Consider the following 24,288-nt stretch of genomic DNA (forward strand, 5'->3'; position numbering starts at 1 on the left):
GCGATGACCGTCACACTTCACGTCTGCATCACCTGCCGTGCCGGCCAGACGCTTGGCGAGGGCGAGACCACGCCCGGCAAGCGCCTGCACGGTGCGATCCTCGAGGCCGGCGTGCCCGACGGCGTCAATGTGGTTCCCGTCGAATGCCTGTCGGCCTGCAGCCAGGGCTGCTCGGTGGCGCTGAGCGCACCCGGCCGCTGGTCCTATGTTTACGGCCGCCTGTCGGATGCGAATGCGCAGGACGTAGTCGCAGGCGCTGCGGCCTATGCGGCCGCGCCGGACGGGCTCGTGCCCTGGCGCAGCCGCCCCGAAATCTTCCGCAAGCAGTCGCTTGCCCGCATTCCCCCCATTGCAATCGTGCCGGAGGCCGCCGAATGAGCTCGCTCGCAAAAGTCCCGGTCACGGTGGTCACTGGTTTCCTCGGCTCCGGCAAGACGACGCTGATCCAGCATCTTCTCGCAAATCCCAACGGCAGGAAGCTCGCCGTGCTCGTCAACGAGTTCGGCAGCGAGGGCGTCGACGGCGAGATCCTGAAGTCCTGCGCCGATGCGAACTGCCCGGAAGAGAACATCGTCGAGCTTGCCAATGGCTGCATCTGCTGCACCGTCGCCGACGATTTCATTCCGACCATGGAGAAATTGCTGGCGCGGCCGGTGCGGCCCGATCACATCCTGATCGAGACTTCGGGCCTGGCGCTGCCGAAGCCGCTGCTGAAGGCGTTCGACTGGCCACAGATCCGCTCGCGCATCACGGTCGACGGCGTGATCGCACTCGCCGACGCCGAGGCCGTGGCGGCGGGCCGCTTCGCGCCCGATCCTGACGCCGTCGAGGCGCAGCGCGCGGCCGACGCCAATCTCGACCACGAGACGCCGCTGTCGGAAGTGTTCGAGGACCAGATCGCCTGCGCCGACATCGTGCTGCTGACCAAGGCCGATCTCGCGGGCGCCGCCGGCATCGAAGCCGCCAGGGCGGCCATCACCGCCGAGATGCCGCGCCGCGTGCCGATGCTGCCCGTCACCGACGGCGCGATCGACGCCCGCGTCATCCTCGGCCTCGGCGCGGCCGCCGAGAACGATCTCGCCGCGCGCCCCTCGCATCATGACGGCGAGGAGGAGCACGAGCACGACGATTTCGCTTCCGTCGTGATCGACCTTCCGGAAGTCGCCGACATCGATGCGCTCGTTGCCTCCGTGCAGCGCCTGGCGCGCGAGCAGAACGTGCTGCGTGCCAAGGGCTATATCGCGGTCGCGGGCAAGCCGATGCGTCTCTTGCTTCAGGCCGTGGGCGAGCGCGTGCGCCACCAGTTCGACAAGCCCTGGGGCGCAGGTCTCAGGCAGTCCAAGCTCGTCGTGATCGGCGAGCACGGCGATATCGATGAGGCCGCGATCAGGTCAGGACTTGGTATCTGATGCACGTCGTTTTCCGCGAGAGCCGCGGTCTGGAGGAGACCGCGACACCCAGAGACATCGGCCAGGACCCGGCCGATCTCGTGGTGCTCTCGTATTCGGATTCCGACCTTGCCGCGTTCGCTGCCGGCTGGCGGCGTGGCCGCAGCAGCCTGCCATCATTGCGGCTCGCCAATCTCGCCGAGCTGCGCCATCCGCTCTCGGTCGACACCTATATCGAGAAGACGCTGTCGCAGGCGCGGGGCATTCTGGTGCGGCTGATCGGCGGCGAATCCTATTGGCAATACGGGCTCGCTGCGCTCCAACAGCTCGCGAAGGACCGCAACATCGTGCTCGCCGTGCTGCCGGCCGACGGTCGCGATGACACGCGGCTCGATTCATATTCGACCTTGCCGGTCTCGACGCTGCGACGGCTCAAGGTGCTCTGCGACACCGGCGGTCCGGTCGCCGCGCAGGCGGCGATCGCGCAGCTCGCGCTGGCCTCGGGGCTTTATGCCGGGCCCGTCACCGGCGAGATGACCGTGCCGGAGATGGGCTTCTACGATCCCTCGCGCGGCGTCATTGCTGCGCCGGCCTCGAGTGAGGACAGGCCGCTCGCGCTGGTGACATTCTATCGCTCGTACCTTACGGCCGCAGATGCAGGCCCGGTCGATGCCCTGATCGCCGCGCTGCGCGAGAAGGGCTTTGACGCATATGGCGCGTTCGTCACCTCTTTGAAGGCCCCGGGCGTTGCCGATTGGTTGCGCGCGCATCTCGCGCAAAATCCTCCGGCCGCGATCGTCAACGCGACGGCGTTCTCGGCCATCGGCGAGGACGGCACGACGCCGTTCGATGCCGCATCCTGTCCGGTGTTCCAGGTCGCGCTCTCGACGGCGCGGCGCGAAGACTGGGCAGAGTCGCTGCGAGGTCTCTCGCCCGGCGATCTCGCGATGCATGTGGTGCTGCCCGAGGTCGATGGCCGGCTGTTCACGGGTGTCGTGAGCTTCAAGTCGGCAGGGATGCGCGATCCCGATCTGCAATTCGCCCATCTGGCGCACGGGCCCGACGAGGAGCGCGTCAAGGCCGTCGCCGCGCGCGTTGCGGCCTGGCGGCGACTTGCACAGAAGCCCGCCGCCGAGAAACGGGTGGCGATCGTGCTCTCGAACTATCCGGGGCGGCCACACCAGATCGCGCATGCGGTCGGCCTCGATGCGCTGGCTTCGGTGGAAGCATTACTGTCCGATCTCGCTGGGGCCGGCTTCGCTGCCGCGCCGGTTCAAGCACTCGGTGGGACACTGTTGAAGCAGAAGCTCGCCTGGAACGTTGCCGATTATCGCGCGGCCCTTTCGCGCCTGCCGCAATCCCTGCAGGATGATCTCGCGCAGGCCTGGGGCGCGCCGGAGGATGATCCCAGCTGTCGCGATGGCGCGTTCCGTTTCGCGGCCATCGCAAGCGGCCGGTCCATCATCGCGGTGCAGCCGGAGCGGGGCGATGCGGTCACGCGCGATGCCGATTATCACGATCTCGCCCGCACGCCGCGCCACGCTTATGTCGCGTTCTATCTCTGGCTCCGCGCGCAGGGGATCGATGCCGTCGTGCATATGGGCGCGCATGGCACGCTGGAATGGCTGCCCGGAAAATCCGTCGCGCTGTCGTCCGCGTGCTGGCCGGAAGCGCTGATCGGCGATCTGCCCGTCATCTATCCCTTCATCGTCAACGATCCCGGTGAAGCCGCGCAGGCCAAGCGCCGTATCGGCGCGGTCACCATCGGCCATCTGCCGCCGCCGCTCGCGCAATCTGCGGTGCCGGAGGGGTTGCGCCGGCTCGAACGTCTGCTCGACGAATATTCGACCGCCGATGGTCTCGATCCCGCGCGCCGCCAGCGGCTGATCGCGGCGATCCGCGACGAGGCACGCGCGGCCGGTCTCGAAGACGATCTCGGCCTCGATGCCTCGGCCGCGCCAGCTGAAGCTATTCCGCGGATCGATCGCTTCGTCTGCGATCTCAAGGAAAGCCAGTTCGGCGACGGCCTCCATGTGTTCGGCCGCGGCGCCTGCGGCGACGCCGAGCGCGATGCGCTGCGTTCCGCACTTGGCGGCAAGCGCGTCGCACCCGGGCCGTCGGGCTCGCCCTATCGCGGCCGCCAGGACGTGCTGCCGACCGGGCGCAATCTCTTTGCCGTCGACCCGCGCGCGGTGCCGACGCCGTCGGCGCATGCGCAGGGGATAAAACTCGCGGAGGAACTGCTGCGCCGTCACCTGCAGGATCACGGCGACTGGCCGAAGGGCCTCGTCGTCGATCTCTGGGGCTCGGCGACTATGCGCACGGCGGGCGAGGAATTTGCGATGGCGCTGCATCTGGCCGGCCTCGCGCCGCGCTGGGATCACGCCTCCGGCCGCGTCACCGGCTATGACATCATCGCCCCGGCCGAGCTCGGCCGCCCCCGCATCGACGTCACGTTGCGGGTCTCGGGCCTGTTCCGCGACGTTTTTTCGGGCCTCGCGCAATTGTTCGAGGCCGCCTGCGAGGCGCTCGCCGCGCGCGAGGACGAGGGCGAGGAGAATCCGTATCGCCACCGGACCTCCCGTGTGTTCGCGCCGCGTCCCGGCCAATATGGTGTCGGCCTCTCGGCGATCCCCGATGCGTTCACGCCGGAGACACGCGAGGCCGCCGGCGAAGCCTGGCTGTCGGCCTCGTCCTGGGCATTCTCGGCCGATGGCGAGATGCAGCACGATCGCGCTGGGATCGAAGCGCGGCTTGCCTCTGCCGACGCCTTCGTCCACGTCCAGGATTTGCCGGAAACCGACCTGCTGCTCGCCGCCGACTATGCCGCGCATGAAGCCGGCATTGCGGCCGCCGCAGCGCATCTCGGCGCGGCAGGGCCGGCGCTCTATCACCTCGACACGACACGTCCCGAACAGCCGTATGCGCGTACGCTGACTGAGGAGATTTCCCGCGTCGTCCGGGCGCGCGCCGCCAATCCGGCCTGGATCGCCGGCATGATGCGCCATGGTTTCCGCGGCGCCGCCGAGATCGCCGCGACGCTGGAGCACATGGCCGCGTTCGCCCATCTTGCCGGCGCCGTGCCGCCACATCTGTTTGATCTCTACTACGATGCGACGCTCGGCAATGACGATATCCGGGCTTTCATGGCGCGCGAAAATCCGTCGGCGCTCGCCGCGATGCAGACCTGCTTTGCGCGCCTGCATGATGCGGCGCTGTGGCAGACGCGCCGCAACTCGATCGCCGCGGCACTGCGGGAGGCCTCATGAGCGCTTCCGCGGTCAAGGGCTGGTGTCCCGGCGCGCTACGCCCGATGCTGTCGGGCGATGGGCTCGTGGTGCGGGTGCGCCCGTTCGGCGGGCGCCTCGAACCCCCACAGATCACCGGGCTTGCCGAGCTCGCCGGGCAACACGGCAATGGCCTGATCGACGTCACGAGCCGCGCCAATCTCCAGATCAGAGGCGTCAGCGAGCAAGGCCATCGGCCGCTGCTCGACGGCCTCGCGCAACTGGCGCTGCTCGACCCCGACGCCGAGATCGAAGCTCGGCGCAACATTCTGGTGACGCCGTTCTGGGACGGCGGCGACGAAACGCAGTCGCTCGCTGCCGAACTGGAGGAGGCGCTCGCCGATAGCGGCCTCGCTCTTCCGACCAAGTTCGGGTTCGCCATCGATGACGGAAGGTCACGGGTGCTCGCCGGCGATTCCGCCGACATCCGCATCGAGCGCGATCGCTCGGGCCGTCTCCTGGTGCGGGCCGATGGTGCGAGGCTCGGCCGCTCCGTCGCACGCGGACAGGCCGTGAGCACGGCGCTGGCGCTCGCAAGCTGGTTCCTGGTCTCCGGCGGCGCGAGGAGCGGGCGAGGGCGGATGGCGGCCCACATCGCGTCCGATGTGGCATTGCCTCAATCGCTGCGCGGCGAGACCGAGCCTGCGCCCGTAATGGCCGCCTCGCGGCCCGGGCACTATCCGCAAGGCGCGATGGTCGGCGTTGCGTTCGGGCAGATGCTGCACACGACGCTGCATCAGTTCGCCGGTTGCGGACACGCGCTACGCATGACGCCCTGGCGGATGCTGCTGAGCGAAGGCAAGCGCGAGATGCCGAGCGCGCCGGGACTCATCACCGAGCCGTTCGATCCTGCGTTGCGCGTCATCGCCTGCAGCGGTGCGCCGCGCTGCCGCGAAGCCCACGCCGATACGCGCGCGCTGGCCGCGGCGCTCGCGCCGCGCATCGCCGCCGATGCGCGGCTGCACGTCTCGGGCTGCGGCAAAGGCTGTGCCCATTCCGGCACGGCCGCAGTCACACTGGTTGCGACGCGTGCCGGCTTTGATCTCGTTCGCGACGGCTCGACGCGCGATGAGCCGGTGCTGCGTGGCCTCAACGGCGCCGACATCGTCAGCGACCCCTCCATCCTGGTGGGAGGGAACTGATGCCGCACACCTACGAGACCGACGGCGCGGCGATCTACCGGCAGTCCTTCGCCACGATCCGGGCCGAGGCCGATCTTGCCCGCTTCACGCCGGACGAGGAGCAGGTGGTGGTGCGGATGATCCACGCCGCCGGCATGGTCGGGCTGGAGTCGCATATCCGCTTCACGCCAGGCATGGCGATAGCCGCGCGCGCGGCCTTGCAGAAGGGGGCGCCGATCCTGTGCGACGCGCGCATGGTCTCCGAAGGGATCACGCGCGCGAGGCTGCCCGCGGCCAACGCCGTCATCTGCACCCTTGGCGACGAGACCGTGCCCGCGCTCGCGCAATCGATGCGCAACACCCGGTCGGCCGCGGCGCTCGAGCTGTGGCGGCCGCATCTCGCCGGTGCGATCGTTGCGATCGGCAATGCGCCGACGGCGCTGTTTCATCTGCTCAACATGCTGGAGGATCGTGACTGCCCGCGGCCCGCCGCGATCATCGGTTGCCCTGTCGGCTTCGTCGGTGCGGCCGAATCCAAGGCGGCGCTGATGGCCGATCCGCCGGCGCCGGCGTTGACCGTCGCGGGCCGCCTTGGCGGTTCCGCAATCACGGTCGCGGCCGTGAACGCCCTGGCGAGCCGGAGCGAATAGCGATGGGACGCATCATCTGTTGCGGTCTCGGCCCCGGCGATCCTGATCTGATGAGCGTGCGCGCCGATCGCACCGTGCGCGGCGCCAGCCACGTCGCCTATTTCCGCAAGAAGGGCAGGTCGGGCCAGGCGCGGCGTATCGTCGAGGGCATGCTGGCAGCCGGCGTCACCGAGTATCCGATGGAGTATCCGGTCACGACCGAGATCGCATTCGACAGTCCGGAATACATGCACTTGCTCGCCGGTTTCTACGATGAATGGGCCGAGCGCTTGGCGCGGCTCGCGCGCGCGGTCGATGTCGTCGTGCTCTGCGAGGGCGATCCCTACTTCTACGGCTCCTTCATGCATCTCCATACGCGCCTGCAAGGCCGCGTCGAGATTGAGGTGATCGCGGGCATTCCTGGCATGGTCGGCTGCTGGAACGGCGTCGGACAGCCGATCGCGCTCGGCGACGACGTGACGACCGTGCTGATGGGGACGCTGGCTGAAAGCGAGCTCGAGCGGCGCATGCGCGATTCCGATGCGCTCGTCGTCATGAAGACCGGCCGCAATCTCGCAAAGGTGCGCCGCGCGCTCAGCTCAGCAGGCCGGCTGGACGACGCCTGGCTGGTCGAGCGCGGCACCATGCCGGGCGAGCGCGTGGTACGGCTCGCCGAGATCGACGCCTCCGACTGTCCCTATTTCGCGATCGTGCTGGTTCACGGCAAGGGCCGGCATCTGGACGCCGCCGAATGACGGGCACGCTGACCATCGCGGGCCTTGGTCCCGGCAGCGATGCGCTGGTGACGCCCGAGGTCACGGCCGCGCTTGCATCCGCGACCGACATTCTGGGCTACGCGCCCTATGTCGCGCGCGTGCCGCGGCGAGCCGGTCTCACCCTGCATCCTTCGGATAACCGCGAGGAGCTGCAGCGCGCCCGCGAGGCATTGCGGCTTGCGTTCGAAGGCGGGCAGGTGGTCGTCGTGTCCTCCGGCGATCCCGGCGTGTTCGCGATGGCCTCCGCCGTGTTCGAGGCGCTCGAACAGGCGCCGCACTATCAGGCGGTTCCGATCCGCGTGCTGCCCGGCATCACCGCGATGCTGGCGGCTGCCGCCCGAGCCGGCGCCCCGCTCGGCCATGATTTCTGCGCCATCAACCTTTCCGACAATCTCAAGCCCTGGGCCGTGATCGAGAAGCGCTTGCGTCTCGCGGCCGAAGCCGATTTCGCGATCGCGATGTACAATCCGCGCTCGGCGAGCCGGCCGGAAGGATTTGGCCGCGCGCTTGCGGTGCTGAAGGACGCGCGCTGTGGCGAGCGCCTCGTGATCTTCGCGCGCGCGATCAGCGCGGCTGATGAGAAGATCGAGATCGTGACGCTGAATGAAGCGACGCCAGAAATGGCCGACATGCGCACGCTGGTGATCGTCGGCAATTCGCAGACACGCCGGGTCGGCCGCTGGGTCTATGCGCCGAGGCGGGTCGAATGACCGAGCCATTGCATCACATCAGTAACGCTCTCGACCCGCCGCCGCTCGGGCAGCGCCGGTCGCGAGATCATGATTACGGGCAGGCCGAGCCTGCGGGCCGCGTCGATCTTGGCGCGCGCGCCATCGCCGCCGGAATTGCGGGCGACGATCCAGGCGATGCCGCGCCTGCGCATCATCTCGAGCTCGCTATCAAGCGTGAACGGTCCGCGCGATACGATCACGTCCGCCGCAAAGGGCAGGGGCGCTTCGGGCGGATCGACGAAGCGCAGCGTGTAGGAGTGCTGCGGCTTGGTCGCAAACGGCGCGATATGCTGGCGGCCGATGGCGAGGAACACGTTTGCCGGCGCCTCGGGCAGCGCAGCGGCCGCGGTGTTGACATCGGCGACGTCGATCCAATTGTCGCCGGAGGCCTTCGTCCAGGGTACGCGCTCCAGCGCGATCAGCGGCGTGGCGGTTTCCGCGCACGCTTCGACCGCATGACGGCTCATCTCGGCTGCGAACGGATGCGTCGCGTCGATCACGTGGGTGATCCCCTCGCGACCGATGTAGTCGGCAAGCCCGCTCACGCCGCCGAAGCCGCCGATGCGGGTCGGCAGCGGCTGGTCCGCGGGCGTGCGGGTGCGGCCGCCATAGGAATAAACGGCATCAAGCCCGGCGCGCGCGATCTCCGCGGCGAGCAGGCTCGCATCGGCCGTTCCGCCCAGTATGAGGGCGCGCATCGTGTCTGATCCCTGGCTGACCATCATCGGTATCGGCGAAGATGGCCTTGCCGGCCTGTCCGAGGCAAGCCGAAAGGCGCTCGATGAGGCCGAAACCGTGTTCGGCGGTGAGCGGCACCTTGCGCTTGCCGGCGTCGGCAGCCGTGGCCGACCGTGGCCGGCGCCCTTCGACGCCGCTGTCGTTCTGAGCTGTCGCGGCCGGCCGACGGTGGTGCTCGCCTCCGGCGATCCGTTCTGGCACGGCGCCGGCGCCGTCCTCGCCGAGATGCTCGGCGGCGGCGAGTGGATCGCGCATCCGGCACCGTCGACCTTCTCGCTCGCGGCCGCGCGGTTGGGCTGGCGGCTGGAGACCACGACATGCATCGGCCTTCATGCCGCGCCGTTCGAGCGCCTGATACCGCATCTGGTGCGAGATGCGCGCATCATCTGCCTGATGCGTGACGCAAGAGCGGTCGGCGATCTCGTGAAATGGCTGACGGAACGCGGATGGGGCGCCTCATTGTTGTGGACGCTCGAGGCGCTTGGCGGGCCGCGAGAATACATTGACCAGCATCGCGTCGACCTCTTTGCCGAGGAGGTCGCCGCAAATCTGGTCGCGGTGGCGGTTTGGGCGAGGGGAACGCAGGGCATTCCCCGCAGCTCGGGCTTGCCAGACGATCTGTTCGTTCACGACGGCCAGATCACCAAGCGGCCGGTGCGCGCGCTGGCGCTCTCGGCGCTGGCGCCGCGTCCGGGCGAGCGACTGTGGGACGTCGGCGCCGGCTCGGGGTCGATCTCGGTCGAGTGGGCGCTGTGCGGGGGGACGGCGACCGCCGTCGAGCCGCGCGAGGATCGCGTCGCGAACATTCGCAAGAATGCAGCCGCGTTCGGACTGGCGCATCGGGTTGCTGCCGTCACCGGGAAGGCGCCGGAAGCTCTTGCCGGGCTAGACGCGCCGGATGCCGTCTTCATTGGCGGCGGTCTCGACAGCGCGATGTTCGATGCGATCTGGTCGCGCCTCGCGCCTGGAGCGCGGCTCGTTGCACATTCGGTCACGCTGGAGACGGAAGCGCTGCTTGGCGATCTGCAGCAGCGCCACGGCGGCGATCTGATGCGGGTCGAGATCGCGCATGCGGGCCCGCTCGGCCGCTATCGTTCCTGGGAGGCGGCACGGCCGGTGGTGCAGTGGAGCGCGGTCCGATGAAGGTGGCCGGGCTTGGATTCAGAAAGGACGTCACGCTGGCTTCGCTGCGTGAGGCGCTGTTGGCAGCGGGTGGCCCGGCGGGGCTCGACGCGGTGGCAACTGTCAGCGACAAGGCCGATACGGAGTCGCTGAAGCAGCTCGCACGCGAGTGCGGTGTGCCGATCAAGGCTGTTCCTGCCGACATGTTGACCGGTATCGCAACGCCAACCCAGTCACATCTCGTGATGGAGAAGTTCGGCACGGGATCGGTTGCCGAAGCCACGGCGCTCGCGGCGGCTGGCCCTCGGGCGCGGCTGATTGCGACCCGCGTGGTCTCGCGGGATCGCACCGCAACCGCCGCAATCGCGGAAGGAGACGCGGCATGACGGTGCATTTCATCGGCGCAGGGCCGGGCGCACCTGATTTGCTGACCTTGCGCGGACGCGATCTGATCGCCGCGTGCCCGGTCTGTCTCTATGCCGGCTCCCTGATCCCTGATGGCGTGCTGGCGCATTGCCCGCCCGGCGCGCGCATCGTCAACACGGCGCCGCTGTCGCTCGACGAGATCATCGCGGAGATTGCCGCCGCGCATGCGGACGGCAAGGATGTCGCGCGGCTGCATTCCGGCGATCTCTCGATCTGGTCGGCGATGGGCGAGCAGCTCCGCCGTCTGCGCGCGCTCGGCATTCCCTATACGGTCACGCCAGGTGTGCCGTCCTTTTCCGCAGCTGCGGCCGCGCTGGAGGCCGAGCTGACGCTGCCTGGGCTTGCCCAGACGGTGGTGCTGACGCGCACGCCGGGTCGCGCCAGCGCGATGCCTGACGGCGAGAAGCTGGCCGCATTCGCCGCGACCGGCGCGGTGCTCGCGATCCATCTGTCGATCCACCTGCTCGACAAGGTCGTGGCCGAGCTCACGCCGCATTATGGCGGGGACTGCCCGGTCGCCATCGTCTGGCGCGCGAGCTGGCCGGACCAGCGTATCGTGCGCGCGACGCTGGCCACGCTCGATGCTGCCGTCGGCACGGAGATGGAGCGCACTGCGCTGATCCTGGTCGGCGAGACGCTTGGTGCTGCGGATTTCGACGACAGCCGTCTCTATGCGGCCGACTACGACCGCCGCTATCGGCCTGTTGGCGCCGAGCCGCGCTTTCCGGAGGCGTCGTGATGGCAGCAGGCCTCGTCATCTCCGCACCGGCCTCCGGCGTCGGCAAGACCACGCTGACGCTGGCGCTGGCGCGGGCCTGGCGCCATCGCGGCTTGAACGTGCAGTGCTTCAAGAGCGGGCCGGATTACATCGATCCCGCCTTTCACGCCGCCGCCACGGGACGCGCCTCCGTCAACGTCGACAGCTGGGCGATGGACCGCGGGACGATCCTGCATCTGGTCAGCCGCGGCAGGGATGCCGATATCGTGCTCGCCGAGGGCTCGATGGGCCTGTTCGACGGCGTCGCCGCGCGCGGCGTCTGCGGCACCGGTGCCACCGCCGACATCGCGGAGATGCTGGGCTGGCCGGTGCTGCTGGTGATCGATCCCTCGGGCCAGGCGCAGACCGCCGCCGCAATCGCCGCGGGCCTGCGCGATTATCGCCCCGGCGTCAGACTTGCGGGCGTCGTGCTCAATCGCGTCGCCAGCCCGCGCCACGAAGACCTGGTGCGGCGTGCGCTTGTTGATGCCGGCATCGCCGTGTTCGGCGCGCTGCCGCGCCATGCCGAGATCAGCCTGCCGAAGCGGCATCTCGGTCTGGTGCAGGCCGAAGAGCAGGCCGAGATCGGCAAGCTGGTCGACGAGGCCGCGCGCTTCGTCGCCGAGCATGTCGATCTCGATGCGGTGCTGCGCTCCGCAGCCGGATGGTCGCCGCAACCGGCGGCGAGCGGCCTGAACGTGGCGCCGCCGGGACAGCGCATTGCGCTGGCGCGCGATGCGGCGTTCTCCTTCATCTATCCGCATATGCTGGAAGCCTGGCGCGCGGCGGGCGCCGAGATCTTGCCGTTCTCGCCGCTGGCCGATGAAACGCCTCATGCGAGCGCCGATGTGTGCTGGTTGCCCGGGGGCTATCCCGAGCTTCATGCCGGCAGGATCGCGTCCAATGCCCGGTTTCGCGACGGCCTGCGCGCCTTCGCGGAAACGCGGCCGGTGCATGGCGAATGCGGGGGCTATATGGTGCTGGGAGCCGCTTTGACCGATGCGGACGGGGTCCGCCATGAGATGACAGGCCTGCTTGGCCTTGAGACCAGCTTTGCCAAACGCCGCATGCATCTGGGCTATCGTCTCGCGGCGCTCGCCGCGCCGATGCCGGGCCATCGTTCCGGCGCGCGTCTGCGCGGTCACGAGTTTCACTATTCGACCATTGTTGCCCAGCCTGACACGCCGCTGGCGGTCGTGCATGATGCAACGGGCGCGGTCATCGCCGAGACCGGCTCGCAGCGCGGCCATGTCAGCGGCACCTTCTTTCATCTGATCGCGGAGGACCGGTGAGCGGGTTCGTTTCCTTCATCTCCGCCGGACCCGGCGACCCCGAGCTGCTCACGCTCAAGGGCGCCGCGCGGCTGCGCGAGGCCGACGTCGTGCTCTATGACGATCTCGCCTCGGGCGCGATCCTCGATCTCGCCCGGCCGGGCGCCAATCTCGTCGCGGTCGGCAAGCGCGCAGGGCGGCCCTCGACCAAGCAGCATCACGTCAACCGCCTCCTGGTCGACTATGCCGCAACCGGCGCGCGCGTGGTTCGGCTCAAGTCCGGCGATGCCGGCATTTTCGGCCGGCTCGAGGAGGAGATCGAGACGTTGCGCGAGGCCGGCATCGGCTATGAGATCGTTCCCGGCGTCACCTCGGCTTGCGTCGCCGCCGCGCAGGCGGGCATTCCCCTGACCCGGCGCCACACCTCGCGCCGGGTGCAGTTCATCACCGGCGCCGACGTCACCGGCGAGCTGCCGCCGAATCTGAACTGGGCGGCGCTGGCCGATCCTGAGGCGACGACCGTGGTCTATATGGGCCGGCGCACCTTTCCGGCGCTTGCCGCAAAATTGATCGCGCACGGCCTCGCCGCGGAGACCCCGGCGCTGTTCGCCGAATCCCTCGGCCGATCCGACGAGCGGCTGGTTCGCACCACGATTGCCGAGCTTGCCGAGCAGCTTGCCCGTGGTGGCGCTGCTTCCACCGCCGCCGTGATCCTGTTCGGTGCGCTGGCGGGGGATTATCCCTCATGATCGTCTCGGCCGCGCCTCGCCCCTTGACGCAGGCTCGGCGAAAGGGGCACACAGGAGAGGCAAGGTGCTCAACGCGGCGCAAAGCGCCGGAGCATAATCGGGAATGGGGATGGGCGGACCAAGTTGCGGCGCCCAAAACCCCAGCCGCCCCCGCGACTGTAAGCGGTGAGGAGCTCCGATCAGCCACTGGGCCGCAAGGTCCGGGAAGGCCGGAGAACCCAGTGAACCGCGAGCCAGGAGACCGGCCCTGCACGTTTTGAGGCCAAGGCCGTCGGGTGTGACGGCAGGAAGGATCTGAGCCATGCATATCGAACCCGGAATCGTGACGGGCGCCAAGCTCGTGTTGAGTTACGCAACCGGCATCGCCGCAGGCGGCGTTGCCTTGAAGCTCGCAGCCGAAACCGTGCGCGAGCAGGGCGTCGGCTCGTTCGCGGCGCGGACGATCGCCACCACGATCCTCGTCTTCACGTTCTTCGAGATCCTGCCGCACTTCCCGGTCGGCGTCTCCGAGGTGCACTTCATCCTCGGCTCGACGCTGTTCCTGCTGTTCGGTGCCGCGCCCGCGGCCTTCGGCCTCGCGTTCGGCCTGCTGCTTCAGGGCGTGTTGCTCGAGCCGGTCGACCTGCCGCAATACGGCATGAACGTCACGACGCTGCTGGTGCCGCTGTTCGCGATCCAGGCGATCGCCACGCGGATCATTCCGCGCAACACGGCCTATGTCGACCTGAAGTATCGGCAGGCGTTGGCGCTGTCGACGACCTATCAGGCCGGCGTGATCGCCTGGGTGGCGTTCTGGGCGCTCTATGGCTCCGGCTTTGCGATGAGCAACCTCGCCAGCATCGCGACGTTTGCGGCTTCCTACGCGCTGGTGATCGTGATCGAGCCGCTCGCCGATCTCGCCGTGCTGGCGCTGGCGAAGTCGCTGCGCGGCGTCACCGCGCCCGGCCTCGTCACCCCGCGCCTGCACAACGCAGCTTAAGCGAGACAGGGGGCGGCCGTCATGGCCGCCCCCACGCGCGATGCTCACGCTTTCCCTGATCGGCATCGGTTGCGGCGATCCTGGCCAGCTCACGCGCGCCGCCGTTCAAGCCATCAACGCCGCCGACCTCGTCCTGATTCCGCGCAAGGGAACGGCGAAGTCAGATCTCGCCGATCTCAGGCGGACGATCTGCGCGGATGTGCTCACCAGCGACACGACTGCCATCGCCGAGTTCGATCTTCCCGTGCGCGATGCCGCCGAAACGGATTACCGCAAGGGCGTGGACGACTGGCACGATGCGGTCGCCGCGACCTGGTCGCGGGCGATCGCAGATCATCTCGGAAGCAAGGGCAAGGTCGCGCTGCTGATCTGGGGCGATCCTTCGCTGTACGATTCCTCGCTGCGCATCGCGCGGCGGCTCGATCCCTTGCCCAAGATCGAGGTCGTGCCCGGCATCACGTCGATCCAGGCGCTGTGCGCGGCACATGCGCTGCCGCTGAACGATATCGGCGAGCCGTTTCTGGTCACGACGGGGCGGCGCTTGCGCGAAGGCGGCTGGCCGCAAGGCATCGACACCGTGGTGGTGATGCTCGACGGCGGCACGGCATTCGAATCGTTGGATCCGGCAGGGATTCACATCTACTGGGGTGCCTATCTCGGCATGCCCGATCAGATCATCATGTCCGGCGCCCTCGCCGAAACCGGCCCGCGCATCGTCGCGGCAAGGCAGGAAGCGCGCGCGCGGCATGGCTGGATCATGGACAGCTATATTCTCAAGCGCAGGCGTTAAGCGAGGCAGCATGCTCCCCGAATGGGTCACCCGGAACTGCCCCGCGATCTCCGCGATCCATCGCGAGGCGGCGATTGCGCGGCAGGCGCAGCTGACGAAGCCGACCGGCGCGCTCGGCCGGCTCGAGCAGCTTGCGATCGAGCTCGCAGGCCTGCAGGCAACCGAGCAGCCGCGCGCGGCGCGGGTGCCGATCATCGTCTTCGCCGGCGACCACGGCATCGTCGCGCAAGGCGTCTCGGCCTATCTGCAAGAAGTGACCATCGCGATGATGGCGAATTTTGCCTCCGGCGGTGCTGCGATCTCGGTGCTGGCGCGCGAGCTTGGCTCCAGCCTGGAGGTGGTCGACGCCGGCACGCTGGCGCAGCAGGAGATGGCGGGGATCGTCACCGACAAGCCGCGCCACGGCACCCGCGATTTCAGCGTGGAGGCTGCGCTCACACCGGCCGAACTGGCGTTTGCCTTCGAGGCCGGCCAGCGCGCGGTTGCGCGCGCGGAGGCCAATCAGCCCGATCTGTTGATCTTCGGCGAAATGGGGATCGGCAACACCACGGCGTCGGCAGCGATTGCGGCAAGCCTGCTCGGCATCAGCGCCGAGGAGATCGCGGGCAGCGGCACTGGCGTCGACGCGGCCGGCCGGGCACACAAGGCACGCGTGATCGATGCCGCGATTGCACGTCACGGCGTTGCGGGCGCGGCGCCTGAGAAGATACTGTGTGCTGTCGGCGGGCTGGAAATCGCCGCGATCTCGGGCGCGATCATCGCGGCCGCGCAGCGCCGCATCCCGGTGCTGATCGATGGCTTCATCGTGTCGGTCGCAGCGCTCGCAGCGGTGCGGCTGAACCCGTCATGTCAGCCCTATCTGCTGCCGTCGCATCAATCGGCCGAGCAGGGCCACCGCCTGGTGCTGCGCGCCCTGAACGTGCAGCCGCTGATCAGCCTCGATCTCAGGCTCGGCGAGGGATCGGGCGCCGCCATCGCGCTGCCGCTGGTGCGCGTCGCCTGCGCGCTTCACAACGGCATGGCCACCTTTGCAGAGGCCAATGTGCCCGACAGGCCTAGCTGATCCGCTGATTGACCGAGACGACGCGCCAGCCGGTCGCGAGGCGATCGATCCGGGTCAGCGACAGCGGATCGATCACGAAGCGCAAGGCGGCTTGTGGCGAGAGATCGAGTGCGATGCACAGCGCGGCGCGGATGGTGCCGGAATGCACGATGAGCGTGGCTGGTCCGGCTCCGATCCGCGACAGACCGAGCCGCACGCGCGCGACTTGATCCGCAAAGCTTTCGCCGCCCGGTGGCCGTCCGCCGGCCGGATCGTTCCAGAACTGCGCATAGGCCTCGCCGCCGGCGGCAGCGAGCGCGTCGTGCCGATGGCCGGTCCAGTCGCCGAAATCCTGCTCGCGGAATTCGCTGACCTGCTCCGGTTCGAGGCCCAGCGCTTGCGCGGTCTCGACCGTGCGCCGCGACGGGCTGGCGTAGCTCGCAGCGTCCCGCGGCAGGCGCTGCCGCAGCGCCTCCAGTTGTGTGCGATCGCGGAGAACGGCCGGCGCATCGGCGGCATGGATCGTCCCTTTGACGCCATCGACCGGCGCGTGCCGTATCAGCCAGAGGAAGGTCTCGCCTTCCATGCTCATCTCCAAGGAAGTTGGTCGCTGTGGCAATAACGCCGCAACTGGCACATTGACTCTGTTGTGACGGTAATCCTAGATGCTCGCGACGGTTTCCCCGAGAGGGGATGAAAAGGGAATGCGGTGCGGGGACGTTGTCCCCAATGCCGTGGCTGCCCCCGCAACTGTGAGCGGATAATCCTTCGTCAGAAGCCACTGGGTCCTCGGTCCCGGGAAGGCGACGAAGTGGTGATGACCCGCGAGCCAGGAGACCTGCCGTCAGCCGTGGTCACACGCGAAGATGTCGGTCGGGGAGTACAGACATTCGGCTTCATCGGGCGGCCGCAAGGCCAAAAGGTGAGACCTCGTTCGCTGTGACGTGCCACTGACGTCATACCGAGGTTTCCAGCCGTGTCTTCCATCCGCATCTTCCGACCGCGCCATTTCCTGCTTGCTTCGGCGGCTCTCACGTCCTTTGCAGCGCTCGATCTGCCCGCCGCACAGGCGCAGCAGGCTCGCGAACCGCTGCCGCCGGTCGAAGTGTCGCCGGCCCAATCCCGCAAGCCAGCCAGATCAGCCGGCCGGGAGGCGCAAGGCCCACGCCGCGCGGCAGCGCGCAGGCCTGCCGCCGCATCCGCAGCGCCCAAGCCCGTCGTCCCGGCTGCGACGGTGCAGACGCCGCTCAACTCCAATGCCGTGGCCGAGAGCGCCTCGCGGCTCGGCCTGACGGTGCGCGAGATGCCCGCGACCGTCGAGGTGATCTCGGCCGAGACCATGCGCGAGCAGGGCTACCGCACCGTCTCCGACGTGGCCCAGGGCGCGGTCGGCGTCACCTCCGGTGACGATCCGGCCGAGCCGTCCGCCTTCTCGATGCGCGGTTTCACCAACAGCCAGATCAACACCCTCTACAACGGCATCAAGATCGGCCCGCAGAACATGACCTCGCGGATCATGGACACGGCCAATCTGGAGGCCGTGGAGTTCTTGAAAGGCCCGGCCTCGCTGATCTCGGGCGAGGGCGCAGCCGGCGGCGCGATCAATTTCGTCACCAGGCAGCCGCACACGGGACCGATCAGGAACGAGGCCGATTTCTCCTGGGATTCCCTGAACTCGTTCCGCGCGCATTACGGCTCAGGCGGCAGCACCAACGTGCAAGGCCTCGACTACCGCTTCGACGTCAGCCGCTCCGCGCTCAACGGCTTTGCCGACGACACCAATACCAAGATGCTGGATGTGTCCGGCCAGCTCAACTACCGCATCTCCGACAGCCTCAAGGTGTGGGGTGCGATCGAGTACCGCGAGGATCGTGGCAAGGCCTATTGGGGCGCGCCGCTGGTGCCGATCGCCTTCAGCGGCTCGCATGCGACGAGCGGGATCGTTTCGGGCAATTACGTCTCGAACTACAACAAGACCGATCTCGGCGCGGTCACCATCGACGACCGCACCTTCAACACCAATTACAACGTCCTCGACAATCGCAACGTCGCGCAGGAAGTCTGGTTGCGCGGCGGCTTCGAGCTGAAGCTCGCGCCCGATCTCACGCTGAAAAGTCAGGCCTATGGCTATGGCGCCGAGCGCACCTGGTTCAATAACGAGATCGAGGCGTTCAACTCGACCACGAACCTGGTCGATCGCGAGCGCTTCTACGTCGCGCACAGCCAGCGTCTCGTCGGCAACATCACCGACCTGATCTGGGACACGAACATCGCAGGTTTCGACAATCGGCTGGTCACGACGTTGTCCTCGAGCTATCTCGATTTCGTCAGGCCGGGCGCGGCCAATTTCCCTGGCGATTCCGTTTCGCTGGTCGATCCCAACCGGGGCTTCTACGGCCTTCTCACGACGCAGCAACAGACTGCGCGTATCGACAACGAAGCCCTCTCGTTCGAGGACCGGCTGAAGCTGACCCGGACCTTCGCGCTGATCGGAGGCATCCGCGTCGAGCATATCGGACTGGATCGCAACTCGACCGACAAGAGCGGCTTGGAGAAAGCAGGCTTCCCGTACACGAAGGACTGGGCGCCTGTGACGGGGCGCATCGGCTACACTTGGGAGGCCGTGCCCGGCCTGACCTTCTTCAGCCAGTATGCGACCGGCGCGGATGTGTCGGCCAACAACATCTTCCTGCTCACGCCGACCCAGCCGCTGGACCTCACCACCGCACGCACCTACGAGACAGGCGTCAAGCATCTGTTCTGGGACAACAGGGCGGAGTGGTCGTTCTCGGCTTACGACATCGTGCGCAAGAACGTCTATGCCGCGGCCGGCGGGCAGGCGCTCAACATCGCCGGGCGGCAGGAGTCCAAGGGCGTCGAGCTTGCGGCGTCGTTGCGTCCGATCGAGCCGCTGCGGCTCTGGGGCAACATCGCCTATGTCGATGCGCGCTATGCCGATTACAATTTCGCCGGCGGCTCGTTCACCGGCAACACGCCGCCGAACGTCCCGCGCATCGTCGCCAATGCCGGCGCGTCCTGGCGCTTCTTCACGCCCTGGCCGGTGGAGCTCGGCATCACCGGCCGCCATGTCGGCGACCGCTACAACACCGATGCCAATGTCGTGACGATGAAAGCCTACACGGTGGCCGACGTCTACGCCTTCGTCGACATCCCCAAGACGGTGTTCAACGTAGTCGACCAGGCCCGCCTGACCTTCCGCGTCCGCAACATCACCGACAAGCGCTATGCGATCTGGGGCGATCCGTTCTATCCGGACCAGATCCTGCTCGGCGCGCCGCGGACTTACGAGCTCTCGGCGGCGTTCAAATGGTAGGACGCTGACCGCATGCTGGGCGCGGTCGTCCTGTTGCATCGCTGGCTCGGGGTCGCGTTCTGCGTGCTGTTCGCGATGTGGTTCGCGACCGGCATCGTGATGCACTTCGTTCCGTTTCCGTCGCTGACGGAAGCGGAGCGCTTTGCCGGCCTCGCGCCGGTGGAGCATGCGGAGACGAGGATCTCAATCGCCGACGCGGTCGCCGCGAGCGGGGTCATCGATGCCACCCGCGTGCGTTTGGTCCAGCGGATCGGCGGATCGGTCTATATCGTGTCGGGTGCATCGCGCGTCCGTGCGGTCCGTGCCGCCGACGGGCAGGACGCAGCTTTGATGTCTGCCGATCTCGCGCTCGCCATCGCGCAAGATCACGCCCGCCGCCGCGGGCTCGATGCCGCGCGGGCCGGGAACGTCGCGCTGGAAGACTACGGTCAATGGAGCGTGCCGAACGGCTTTGACCGCCATCGGCCCTTGTTTCGCATCGCCCTCGGCGACGCCGCTGGAACGGAGATCTATCTGTCGTCGCGCAGCGGCGAGGTCGTCCTCGATACGACGCGAGGCGAGCGCGGCTGGAATTGGGCCGGCAGTGTGCTGCACTGGATCTATCCCACGGTCCTGCGGAGCAACTGGTTGCTGTGGGATCGCCTCGTCTGGACGCTGTCGCTGCTGGCCTTGCTCGCGGCTTCGCTGGGCGCGCTGCTCGGGATGGTGCGGATCAGCATGCGAGATCGCCGGATCTCGACGCCCTACCGCGGCTGGCATGCGCTGCATCACCTCGTTGGCCTCGCGGCAACGGTGTTCGTGCTGACCTGGATTTTCAGCGGCTGGCTTTCGATGGATCACGGCCGGCTGTTCTCGCGCGGGGAGCTGAGCCCCACCGAAGCCGGCGTGATGAACGCGGCACCGGACTGGACGGCGGCTCCGTCATTCGATCGACAGCCGACAGCGGCGCCGGTCCGCGAGGTTGAATGGTTTGCCTTCGGCGGTCATGTCTATCGCCGCGATCGCTCCGCCCTCGGCGTCCAGACCTTGGCCATGGCAGGGGATGCGTCCCGTGCGGAATTTCTGACCGCGCGCGACGTCGAAGCGCTCGCGGTGCGGCTCGCCGCTGGATGCGGCACGCCGTCAATTTTGGCCGGAAACGACGACTATCCCGCGCATTCCGCCGTCCCCGGAGCACCCGTCTACCGCGCGCGCTGCGGCGATCTCTGGTTCGACATCGACGGTGCCGGCGGCCAGGTGCTGCAACGGCTGGATGCCTCGCGGCGCGCCTATCGCTGGTTCTACAGCGCGCTGCACACGCTCGATTTTCCGGTCCTCATGGCGCATCCACGATTGCGCGATATCGTGATCGTCGGGCTCTGTGCGCTGGGCTTCGTGTTCTCCATGACCGGTGTGGTCATCGGCTGGCGCCGCTTGCGGCTCTCTCTGATGGTCTGACCAGGCGAATCAGCCGCGATCTCGGCGCGCTGCACACGTTCTGCGACCGCACCCTCGTGGATCGCAACGTTGGCGACAACTCTTTGAGGCCCCGGGCGGCTCAAAATCGCGATGAGATCCTGCTGGCGAAGGGCCGGTTAGTGGCATACCATTTGCAAGCGAATGGGCTCTGGTTTCAACTGCTCTTGGCCAACGATTGGCCGGCATCACGGCATTACTTGGAGGACTTCATGGATCGCAGGACCGTATTGAAGGGACTGGCTGGCGCGGGTGGTTTGGCATTGACCGGCCTCGCGGCCCCGGCGATCGCACAAGGCGCATCGGCCCGCACCCTGCGCTTCGTGCCCCAGGCCAATCTCGCCAATTTCGATCCGATCTGGGGCACGCAATATGTCGTGCGCAACGCCGCCGCGATGGTCTGGGACACGCTCTACGGCATCGATTCCTCGCTGCAGCCGCAGCGTCAGATGGTCGAGTCCGAGGAAGTGACGGACGACGGCACCACCTGGACGTTCAAATTGCGGCCGGGCCTCAAGTTCCATGACGGCGAGCCGGTGCTGAGCAAGGACGTCGTTGCGAGCCTGTCGCGCTGGTCGGCGCGCGACCCCATGGGATTGATGATCAAGGCGCTCCAGCAGGAGCTCACTGCCGTCGACGACCGCACCTTCAAATGGGTGCTCAAGCAGCCCTTCCCGAAGATGCTTTACGCGCTGGCCAAGAACAACTCGCCGTGCAGCTTCATCATGCCGGAGCGAATCGCGCAGACCGATCCGTTCAAGCAGATCACCGAATATGTCGGCTCGGGGCCGATGAAGTTCGCCAAGGGCGAGTGGGTGCCCGGCGCGAAGGCTGTGTTCGAGAAGTTCACCGACTATGTGCCGCGGCAGGAGAAGGCCTCCTGGCTCGCCGGCGGCAAGCAGATGCAGCTCGACCGCATCGAATGGATCGTGATGCCGGATCCGGCCACGGCAGCCGCAGCGTTGCAGAACGGCGAGGTCGACTGGTGGGAAAACCCGATTGCGGACCTCGTTCCGGTCCTGAAGAAGAACAAGAACATCAGCGTCGACATCGGCGATCCGCTCGGCAATATCGGCTCGTTCCGCATGAACCATCTGTTCGCGCCCTTCAACGACGTGCGGGCGCGGCGCGCGGTGCTGATGGCGCTCAGCCAGGAAGACTACATGCGCGCGATCGTCGGCGACGACAACGCGCTCTGGAAGCCGCTGCCCGGCTTCTTCACGCCGGGCACGCCGCTCTATAGCGAGGTGGGCGGCGAGATCCTGAAGGGCAAGCGCGATCTCGATGCGGCCAAGAAACTGCTCGCCGAGAGCGGCTATTCCGGGCAGCCAGTGACGTGCATCGTGGCGCAGGACCAGCCGATCACCAAGGCGCTGGGCGACGTCACCGCCGACCTGCTGAAGAGGCTCGGCATGAATGTCGACTTCGTCGCTACCGATTGGGGCACGGTCGGCTCGCGCCGCGCGCAGAAGACCCCGCCGGGGCAGGGCGGCTGGAACATGTTCCACACCTGGCACGCGGGCGCCGACTGCATCAATCCGGCACCGTACACCGCCATTCGCGCCAACGGCGACAAGGCCTGGTTCGGCTGGCCGAACAGCCCCGGCACGGAGAAGGAGGTCGCGTCCTGGTTCGAGGCCAAGAACCTCGACGAGGAGAAGGCCGCCATCGGCCGCCTCAACAAGGCGGCCCTCGATGACGTCGTCTACGCGCCGACGGGCTTCTTCCTGAGCTACACTGCGTGGCGCAAGAACGTCTCCGGCATCACCAAGGGGCCGCTGCCGTTCTTCTGGGGCGTCTCCAAGTCTGCATGATCGTGCGCTGAGGCCAGATGCTCTCCTATATCCTCCGCCGCATCGCCGCGACCCTGCCGGTCATGGCCATCGTCGCGCTGTTCGTGTTCAGCCTGCTCTACATCGCGCCGGGTGATCCGGCCGTGGTGATCGCGGGCGACCAGGCGAGTCCGGAGGATGTGGAGCGCATCCGCCAGAGCCTCGGCCTCAACCGTCCGTTCCTGGTCCAGTTCGGAAGCTGGGTCTGGCGCATCCTGCACGGTGATCTCGGCACCTCGATCTTCACCAATCTGCCGGTGTCGGCGATGATCGGGCAGCGTCTCGGACCGACGCTGTCGCTGATGATCGTCACGCTGCTGCTCACGATCGTGGTGGCGGTGCCGCTCGGCGTGGTGGCGGCGTGGAAGGCCGGCAGCCTGATCGACCGCGTCATCATGGGCTTTGCCGTGTTCGGCTTCTCGCTGCCCGTCTTCGTGGTCGGCTACATGCTCGCCTACATCTTCGCACTAGAGCTCGAATGGCTGCCGGTGCAAGGCTACACGCCGCTCAGCTCAGGCTTCTGGCCGTGGCTGGAAAACCTGATCCTGCCGGCGATTGCGCTCGGCTGCGTCTACATCGCGCTGGTCGCGCGCATCACCCGCGCGTCCATGCTCGAAGTGCTGCAGCAGGATTATATCCGCACGGCCAAGGCGAAGGGCCTCGGCCAGGGCGGCATCCTGTTCATTCACGCGCTGAAGAACGCGGCGGTGCCGATCGTGACGGTGATCGGGATCGGCATCGCGCTGCTGATCGGCGGCGCGGTCGTGACCGAGAGCGTGTTCGCGATTCCCGGTCTCGGCCGGCTCACGATCGATGCGATCCTGCGGCGCGACTACCCCGTCATCCAGGGCATCGTGCTGCTGTTCAGCTTCGTCTACGTCCTCGTCAATCTGATGATCGACGTCATTTACACGCTCGTTGACCCGAGGATCCGCTATTGACCGACACGACCGTCAATCCGCAATCGCTTCCCGCCGGGTTCGTCCTTGCACCACAACTGCCTGAAATCCTGCGACCGGTCACGATCCGGCGCGGCTTCCTCGGATTCCTGCGCGGCCATCCCACCGTTGCGATCGGCGGCGCATTGCTGCTGACGCTGGTGCTGATCGCGATTTTTGCGCCCTATCTCGGGTCGGTCGATCCGACCGCGCTGGCGCCAGCCAAACGCACGCGCGCGCCGTCAGCCGATTTCTGGTTCGGCACCGACGTGCTCGGCCGCGACATCTATTCGCGCGTGCTCTACGGCGCGCGGGTCTCGCTCACGGTCGGGCTATCGGTCGCAATCTTTGCGTCCGCCGCGGGGCTGGCCATCGGCATGGTCTCCGGCTTCATCCGCTGGGCCGACGGCATTCTGATGCGCTTCATGGACGGGCTGATGTCGATCCCGCCGATCCTGCTCGCGATCGCGCTGATGGCGCTGACCCGGGGCAGCGTCGGCAACGTCATCCTGGCCATCACCGTTGCCGAGATCCCGCGCGTCTCCCGTCTCGTCCGCAGCGTCGTGTTGTCGCTCCGCGAGCAGCCCTATGTGGATGCGGCGGTCGCCTGCGGCACGCGCACGCCGATGATCATCCTGCGCCACATCCTGCCCAACACGGTTGCACCCATGCTGGTGCAGGCGACCTATATCTGCGCCAGCGCCATGATCACCGAGGCGATCCTGTCCTTCATCGGCGCCGGCACGCCGCCGACCATTCCGTCCTGGGGCAACATCATGGCCGAGGGCCGCGCGCTGTGGCAGGTCAAGCCCTACATCGTGTTCTTCCCGGCGGCGTTCCTGTCCGTGACCGTGCTCGCCGTGAATCTCCTCGGCGACGGCCTTCGCGATGCGCTCGACCCGCGCATGGCCAAAAGCCTGTGA

22 protein-coding genes and 2 riboswitches are annotated in these 24,288 nt (G+C 67.6%); of the genes, 20 read left to right on the forward strand and 2 right to left on the reverse strand.

Annotated elements, in window-relative coordinates; all coding sequences use genetic code 11:
• Positions 1-3 precede the first annotated feature (3 nt).
• The 7 genes from AC066S_RS06840 to cobJ are packed head-to-tail and all read left to right on the forward strand — an operon-like array spanning position 4 to position 7,911.
• Entirely contained in the window at positions 4-378 is a 375-nt protein-coding gene (locus AC066S_RS06840) for a DUF1636 family protein (protein WP_126255986.1), read from the forward strand.
• The gene (gene cobW / locus AC066S_RS06845; RefSeq protein ID WP_478269258.1) at positions 375-1,409 is read left to right on the forward strand and encodes a cobalamin biosynthesis protein CobW; all 1,035 of its coding nucleotides are present in this window, start codon (positions 375-377) and stop codon (positions 1,407-1,409) included. The genes AC066S_RS06840 and cobW overlap by 4 nt, the downstream gene beginning before the upstream one ends.
• Positions 1,409-4,657, forward strand: coding sequence for a cobaltochelatase subunit CobN (gene cobN / locus AC066S_RS06850; protein WP_478269259.1), 3,249 nt, complete (start codon positions 1,409-1,411; stop codon positions 4,655-4,657). Before cobW ends, cobN begins: the two co-directional genes overlap by 1 nt.
• Positions 4,654-5,817 carry a precorrin-3B synthase gene (cobG, locus tag AC066S_RS06855; RefSeq protein WP_126255983.1) on the forward strand — a complete coding sequence of 388 codons (1,164 nt, stop codon included), beginning with the start codon at positions 4,654-4,656 and terminating at the stop codon, positions 5,815-5,817. Before cobN ends, cobG begins: the two co-directional genes overlap by 4 nt.
• Complete coding sequence (locus AC066S_RS06860; protein WP_126255982.1) at positions 5,817-6,446, forward strand: precorrin-8X methylmutase; 630 nt, start codon at positions 5,817-5,819, stop codon at positions 6,444-6,446. Before cobG ends, AC066S_RS06860 begins: the two co-directional genes overlap by 1 nt.
• Before the next feature lie 2 nt (positions 6,447-6,448).
• Positions 6,449-7,180: a precorrin-2 C(20)-methyltransferase gene (locus AC066S_RS06865; RefSeq protein WP_478269260.1), complete on the forward strand. Its 732-nt coding sequence runs from the start codon at positions 6,449-6,451 to the stop codon at positions 7,178-7,180.
• On the forward strand, positions 7,177-7,911 hold the full coding sequence (gene cobJ / locus AC066S_RS06870; RefSeq protein ID WP_478269261.1) for a precorrin-3B C(17)-methyltransferase: 735 nt from the start codon (positions 7,177-7,179) through the stop codon (positions 7,909-7,911). Before AC066S_RS06865 ends, cobJ begins: the two co-directional genes overlap by 4 nt.
• On the opposite strand, the gene AC066S_RS06875 is transcribed toward cobJ, so the two are convergent.
• Positions 7,887-8,630 carry a cobalt-precorrin-6A reductase gene (locus tag AC066S_RS06875; RefSeq protein WP_478269262.1) on the reverse strand — a complete coding sequence of 248 codons (744 nt, stop codon included), beginning with the start codon at positions 8,628-8,630 and terminating at the stop codon, positions 7,887-7,889. The two genes, cobJ and AC066S_RS06875, sit on opposite strands and share 25 nt — an antisense overlap.
• A 1-nt stretch (position 8,631) precedes the next feature.
• Between AC066S_RS06875 and cbiE the strand changes: the two genes are divergently transcribed.
• The 8 genes from cbiE (at position 8,632) to cobT (ending at position 15,827) form a co-directional block, all read left to right on the forward strand.
• Positions 8,632-9,813 carry a precorrin-6y C5,15-methyltransferase (decarboxylating) subunit CbiE gene (cbiE, locus tag AC066S_RS06880; protein WP_478269263.1) on the forward strand — a complete coding sequence of 394 codons (1,182 nt, stop codon included), beginning with the start codon at positions 8,632-8,634 and terminating at the stop codon, positions 9,811-9,813.
• The gene (locus tag AC066S_RS06885; RefSeq protein ID WP_478269264.1) at positions 9,810-10,178 is read left to right on the forward strand and encodes a cobalamin biosynthesis protein; all 369 of its coding nucleotides are present in this window, start codon (positions 9,810-9,812) and stop codon (positions 10,176-10,178) included. Before cbiE ends, AC066S_RS06885 begins: the two co-directional genes overlap by 4 nt.
• Entirely contained in the window at positions 10,175-10,957 is a 783-nt protein-coding gene (cobM, locus tag AC066S_RS06890; RefSeq protein WP_478269265.1) for a precorrin-4 C(11)-methyltransferase, read from the forward strand. The genes AC066S_RS06885 and cobM overlap by 4 nt, the downstream gene beginning before the upstream one ends.
• The gene (locus AC066S_RS06895) at positions 10,957-12,267 is read left to right on the forward strand and encodes a cobyrinate a,c-diamide synthase (RefSeq protein WP_478269266.1); all 1,311 of its coding nucleotides are present in this window, start codon (positions 10,957-10,959) and stop codon (positions 12,265-12,267) included. The genes cobM and AC066S_RS06895 overlap by 1 nt, the downstream gene beginning before the upstream one ends.
• The gene (gene cobA, locus AC066S_RS06900) at positions 12,264-12,995 is read left to right on the forward strand and encodes a uroporphyrinogen-III C-methyltransferase (protein ID WP_478269267.1); all 732 of its coding nucleotides are present in this window, start codon (positions 12,264-12,266) and stop codon (positions 12,993-12,995) included. The genes AC066S_RS06895 and cobA overlap by 4 nt, the downstream gene beginning before the upstream one ends.
• Positions 12,996-13,040: 45 nt before the next feature.
• Positions 13,041-13,259: riboswitch (cobalamin riboswitch) on the forward strand.
• A gap of 37 nt (positions 13,260-13,296) precedes the next feature.
• Positions 13,297-13,974: an energy-coupling factor ABC transporter permease gene (locus AC066S_RS06905; protein WP_478269268.1), complete on the forward strand. Its 678-nt coding sequence runs from the start codon at positions 13,297-13,299 to the stop codon at positions 13,972-13,974.
• A 40-nt stretch (positions 13,975-14,014) separates the two neighbouring features.
• Entirely contained in the window at positions 14,015-14,764 is a 750-nt protein-coding gene (cobF, locus tag AC066S_RS06910; protein ID WP_478269269.1) for a precorrin-6A synthase (deacetylating), read from the forward strand.
• 10 nt (positions 14,765-14,774) lie between these two features.
• Positions 14,775-15,827 carry a nicotinate-nucleotide--dimethylbenzimidazole phosphoribosyltransferase gene (cobT, locus tag AC066S_RS06915; RefSeq protein WP_478269270.1) on the forward strand — a complete coding sequence of 351 codons (1,053 nt, stop codon included), beginning with the start codon at positions 14,775-14,777 and terminating at the stop codon, positions 15,825-15,827.
• Here the strand turns inward: cobT and AC066S_RS06920 are convergent.
• A complete protein-coding gene (locus AC066S_RS06920) occupies positions 15,820-16,392 on the reverse strand; it encodes a histidine phosphatase family protein (protein ID WP_478269271.1) in 573 nt (190 codons plus the stop codon). The two genes, cobT and AC066S_RS06920, sit on opposite strands and share 8 nt — an antisense overlap.
• A 72-nt stretch (positions 16,393-16,464) precedes the next feature.
• Positions 16,465-16,666: riboswitch (cobalamin riboswitch) on the forward strand.
• Positions 16,667-16,782: 116 nt separating this feature from the next.
• Here AC066S_RS06920 and AC066S_RS06925 point away from each other — a divergent pair.
• From AC066S_RS06925 to AC066S_RS06945, 5 genes are all read left to right on the forward strand, one after another.
• The gene (locus AC066S_RS06925) at positions 16,783-19,140 is read left to right on the forward strand and encodes a TonB-dependent receptor (RefSeq protein ID WP_478269272.1); all 2,358 of its coding nucleotides are present in this window, start codon (positions 16,783-16,785) and stop codon (positions 19,138-19,140) included.
• Between the two features lie 12 nt (positions 19,141-19,152).
• Positions 19,153-20,577 carry a PepSY domain-containing protein gene (locus AC066S_RS06930; protein WP_478269273.1) on the forward strand — a complete coding sequence of 475 codons (1,425 nt, stop codon included), beginning with the start codon at positions 19,153-19,155 and terminating at the stop codon, positions 20,575-20,577.
• Between the two features lie 230 nt (positions 20,578-20,807).
• Complete coding sequence (locus tag AC066S_RS06935) at positions 20,808-22,409, forward strand: ABC transporter substrate-binding protein (protein ID WP_478269274.1); 1,602 nt, start codon at positions 20,808-20,810, stop codon at positions 22,407-22,409.
• Positions 22,410-22,426: 17 nt separating this feature from the next.
• The gene (locus AC066S_RS06940; protein ID WP_126255966.1) at positions 22,427-23,368 is read left to right on the forward strand and encodes an ABC transporter permease; all 942 of its coding nucleotides are present in this window, start codon (positions 22,427-22,429) and stop codon (positions 23,366-23,368) included.
• The gene (locus tag AC066S_RS06945) at positions 23,365-24,288 is read left to right on the forward strand and encodes an ABC transporter permease (RefSeq protein WP_126255965.1); all 924 of its coding nucleotides are present in this window, start codon (positions 23,365-23,367) and stop codon (positions 24,286-24,288) included. Before AC066S_RS06940 ends, AC066S_RS06945 begins: the two co-directional genes overlap by 4 nt.

It is taken from the genome of Bradyrhizobium sp. CFUWI, assembly GCF_056429085.1.

What these genes read in the sequence shown, in the direction of transcription:
- AC066S_RS06940 (WP_126255966.1), top strand. Translation starts at nt 22,427, where the DNA reads ATGCTCTCCTATATCCTCCGCCGCATCGCCGCGACCCTGCCGGTCATG.
- cobT (WP_478269270.1), top strand. Translation starts at nt 14,775, where the DNA reads ATGCTCCCCGAATGGGTCACCCGGAACTGCCCCGCGATCTCCGCGATC.
- AC066S_RS06840 (WP_126255986.1), top strand. Translation starts at nt 4, where the DNA reads ATGACCGTCACACTTCACGTCTGCATCACCTGCCGTGCCGGCCAGACG.
- cobJ (WP_478269261.1), top strand. Translation starts at nt 7,177, where the DNA reads ATGACGGGCACGCTGACCATCGCGGGCCTTGGTCCCGGCAGCGATGCG.
- cobG (WP_126255983.1), top strand. Translation starts at nt 4,654, where the DNA reads ATGAGCGCTTCCGCGGTCAAGGGCTGGTGTCCCGGCGCGCTACGCCCG.
- cobW (WP_478269258.1), top strand. Translation starts at nt 375, where the DNA reads ATGAGCTCGCTCGCAAAAGTCCCGGTCACGGTGGTCACTGGTTTCCTC.
- AC066S_RS06895 (WP_478269266.1), top strand. Translation starts at nt 10,957, where the DNA reads ATGGCAGCAGGCCTCGTCATCTCCGCACCGGCCTCCGGCGTCGGCAAG.
- AC066S_RS06860 (WP_126255982.1), top strand. Translation starts at nt 5,817, where the DNA reads ATGCCGCACACCTACGAGACCGACGGCGCGGCGATCTACCGGCAGTCC.
- AC066S_RS06920 (WP_478269271.1), bottom strand. Translation starts at nt 16,392, where the DNA reads ATGGAAGGCGAGACCTTCCTCTGGCTGATACGGCACGCGCCGGTCGAT.
- AC066S_RS06905 (WP_478269268.1), top strand. Translation starts at nt 13,297, where the DNA reads ATGCATATCGAACCCGGAATCGTGACGGGCGCCAAGCTCGTGTTGAGT.
- AC066S_RS06885 (WP_478269264.1), top strand. Translation starts at nt 9,810, where the DNA reads ATGAAGGTGGCCGGGCTTGGATTCAGAAAGGACGTCACGCTGGCTTCG.
- AC066S_RS06875 (WP_478269262.1), bottom strand. Translation starts at nt 8,630, where the DNA reads ATGCGCGCCCTCATACTGGGCGGAACGGCCGATGCGAGCCTGCTCGCC.
- AC066S_RS06935 (WP_478269274.1), top strand. Translation starts at nt 20,808, where the DNA reads ATGGATCGCAGGACCGTATTGAAGGGACTGGCTGGCGCGGGTGGTTTG.
- cobN (WP_478269259.1), top strand. Translation starts at nt 1,409, where the DNA reads ATGCACGTCGTTTTCCGCGAGAGCCGCGGTCTGGAGGAGACCGCGACA.
- AC066S_RS06930 (WP_478269273.1), top strand. Translation starts at nt 19,153, where the DNA reads ATGCTGGGCGCGGTCGTCCTGTTGCATCGCTGGCTCGGGGTCGCGTTC.
- cobF (WP_478269269.1), top strand. Translation starts at nt 14,015, where the DNA reads ATGCTCACGCTTTCCCTGATCGGCATCGGTTGCGGCGATCCTGGCCAG.
- cobM (WP_478269265.1), top strand. Translation starts at nt 10,175, where the DNA reads ATGACGGTGCATTTCATCGGCGCAGGGCCGGGCGCACCTGATTTGCTG.
- AC066S_RS06865 (WP_478269260.1), top strand. Translation starts at nt 6,449, where the DNA reads ATGGGACGCATCATCTGTTGCGGTCTCGGCCCCGGCGATCCTGATCTG.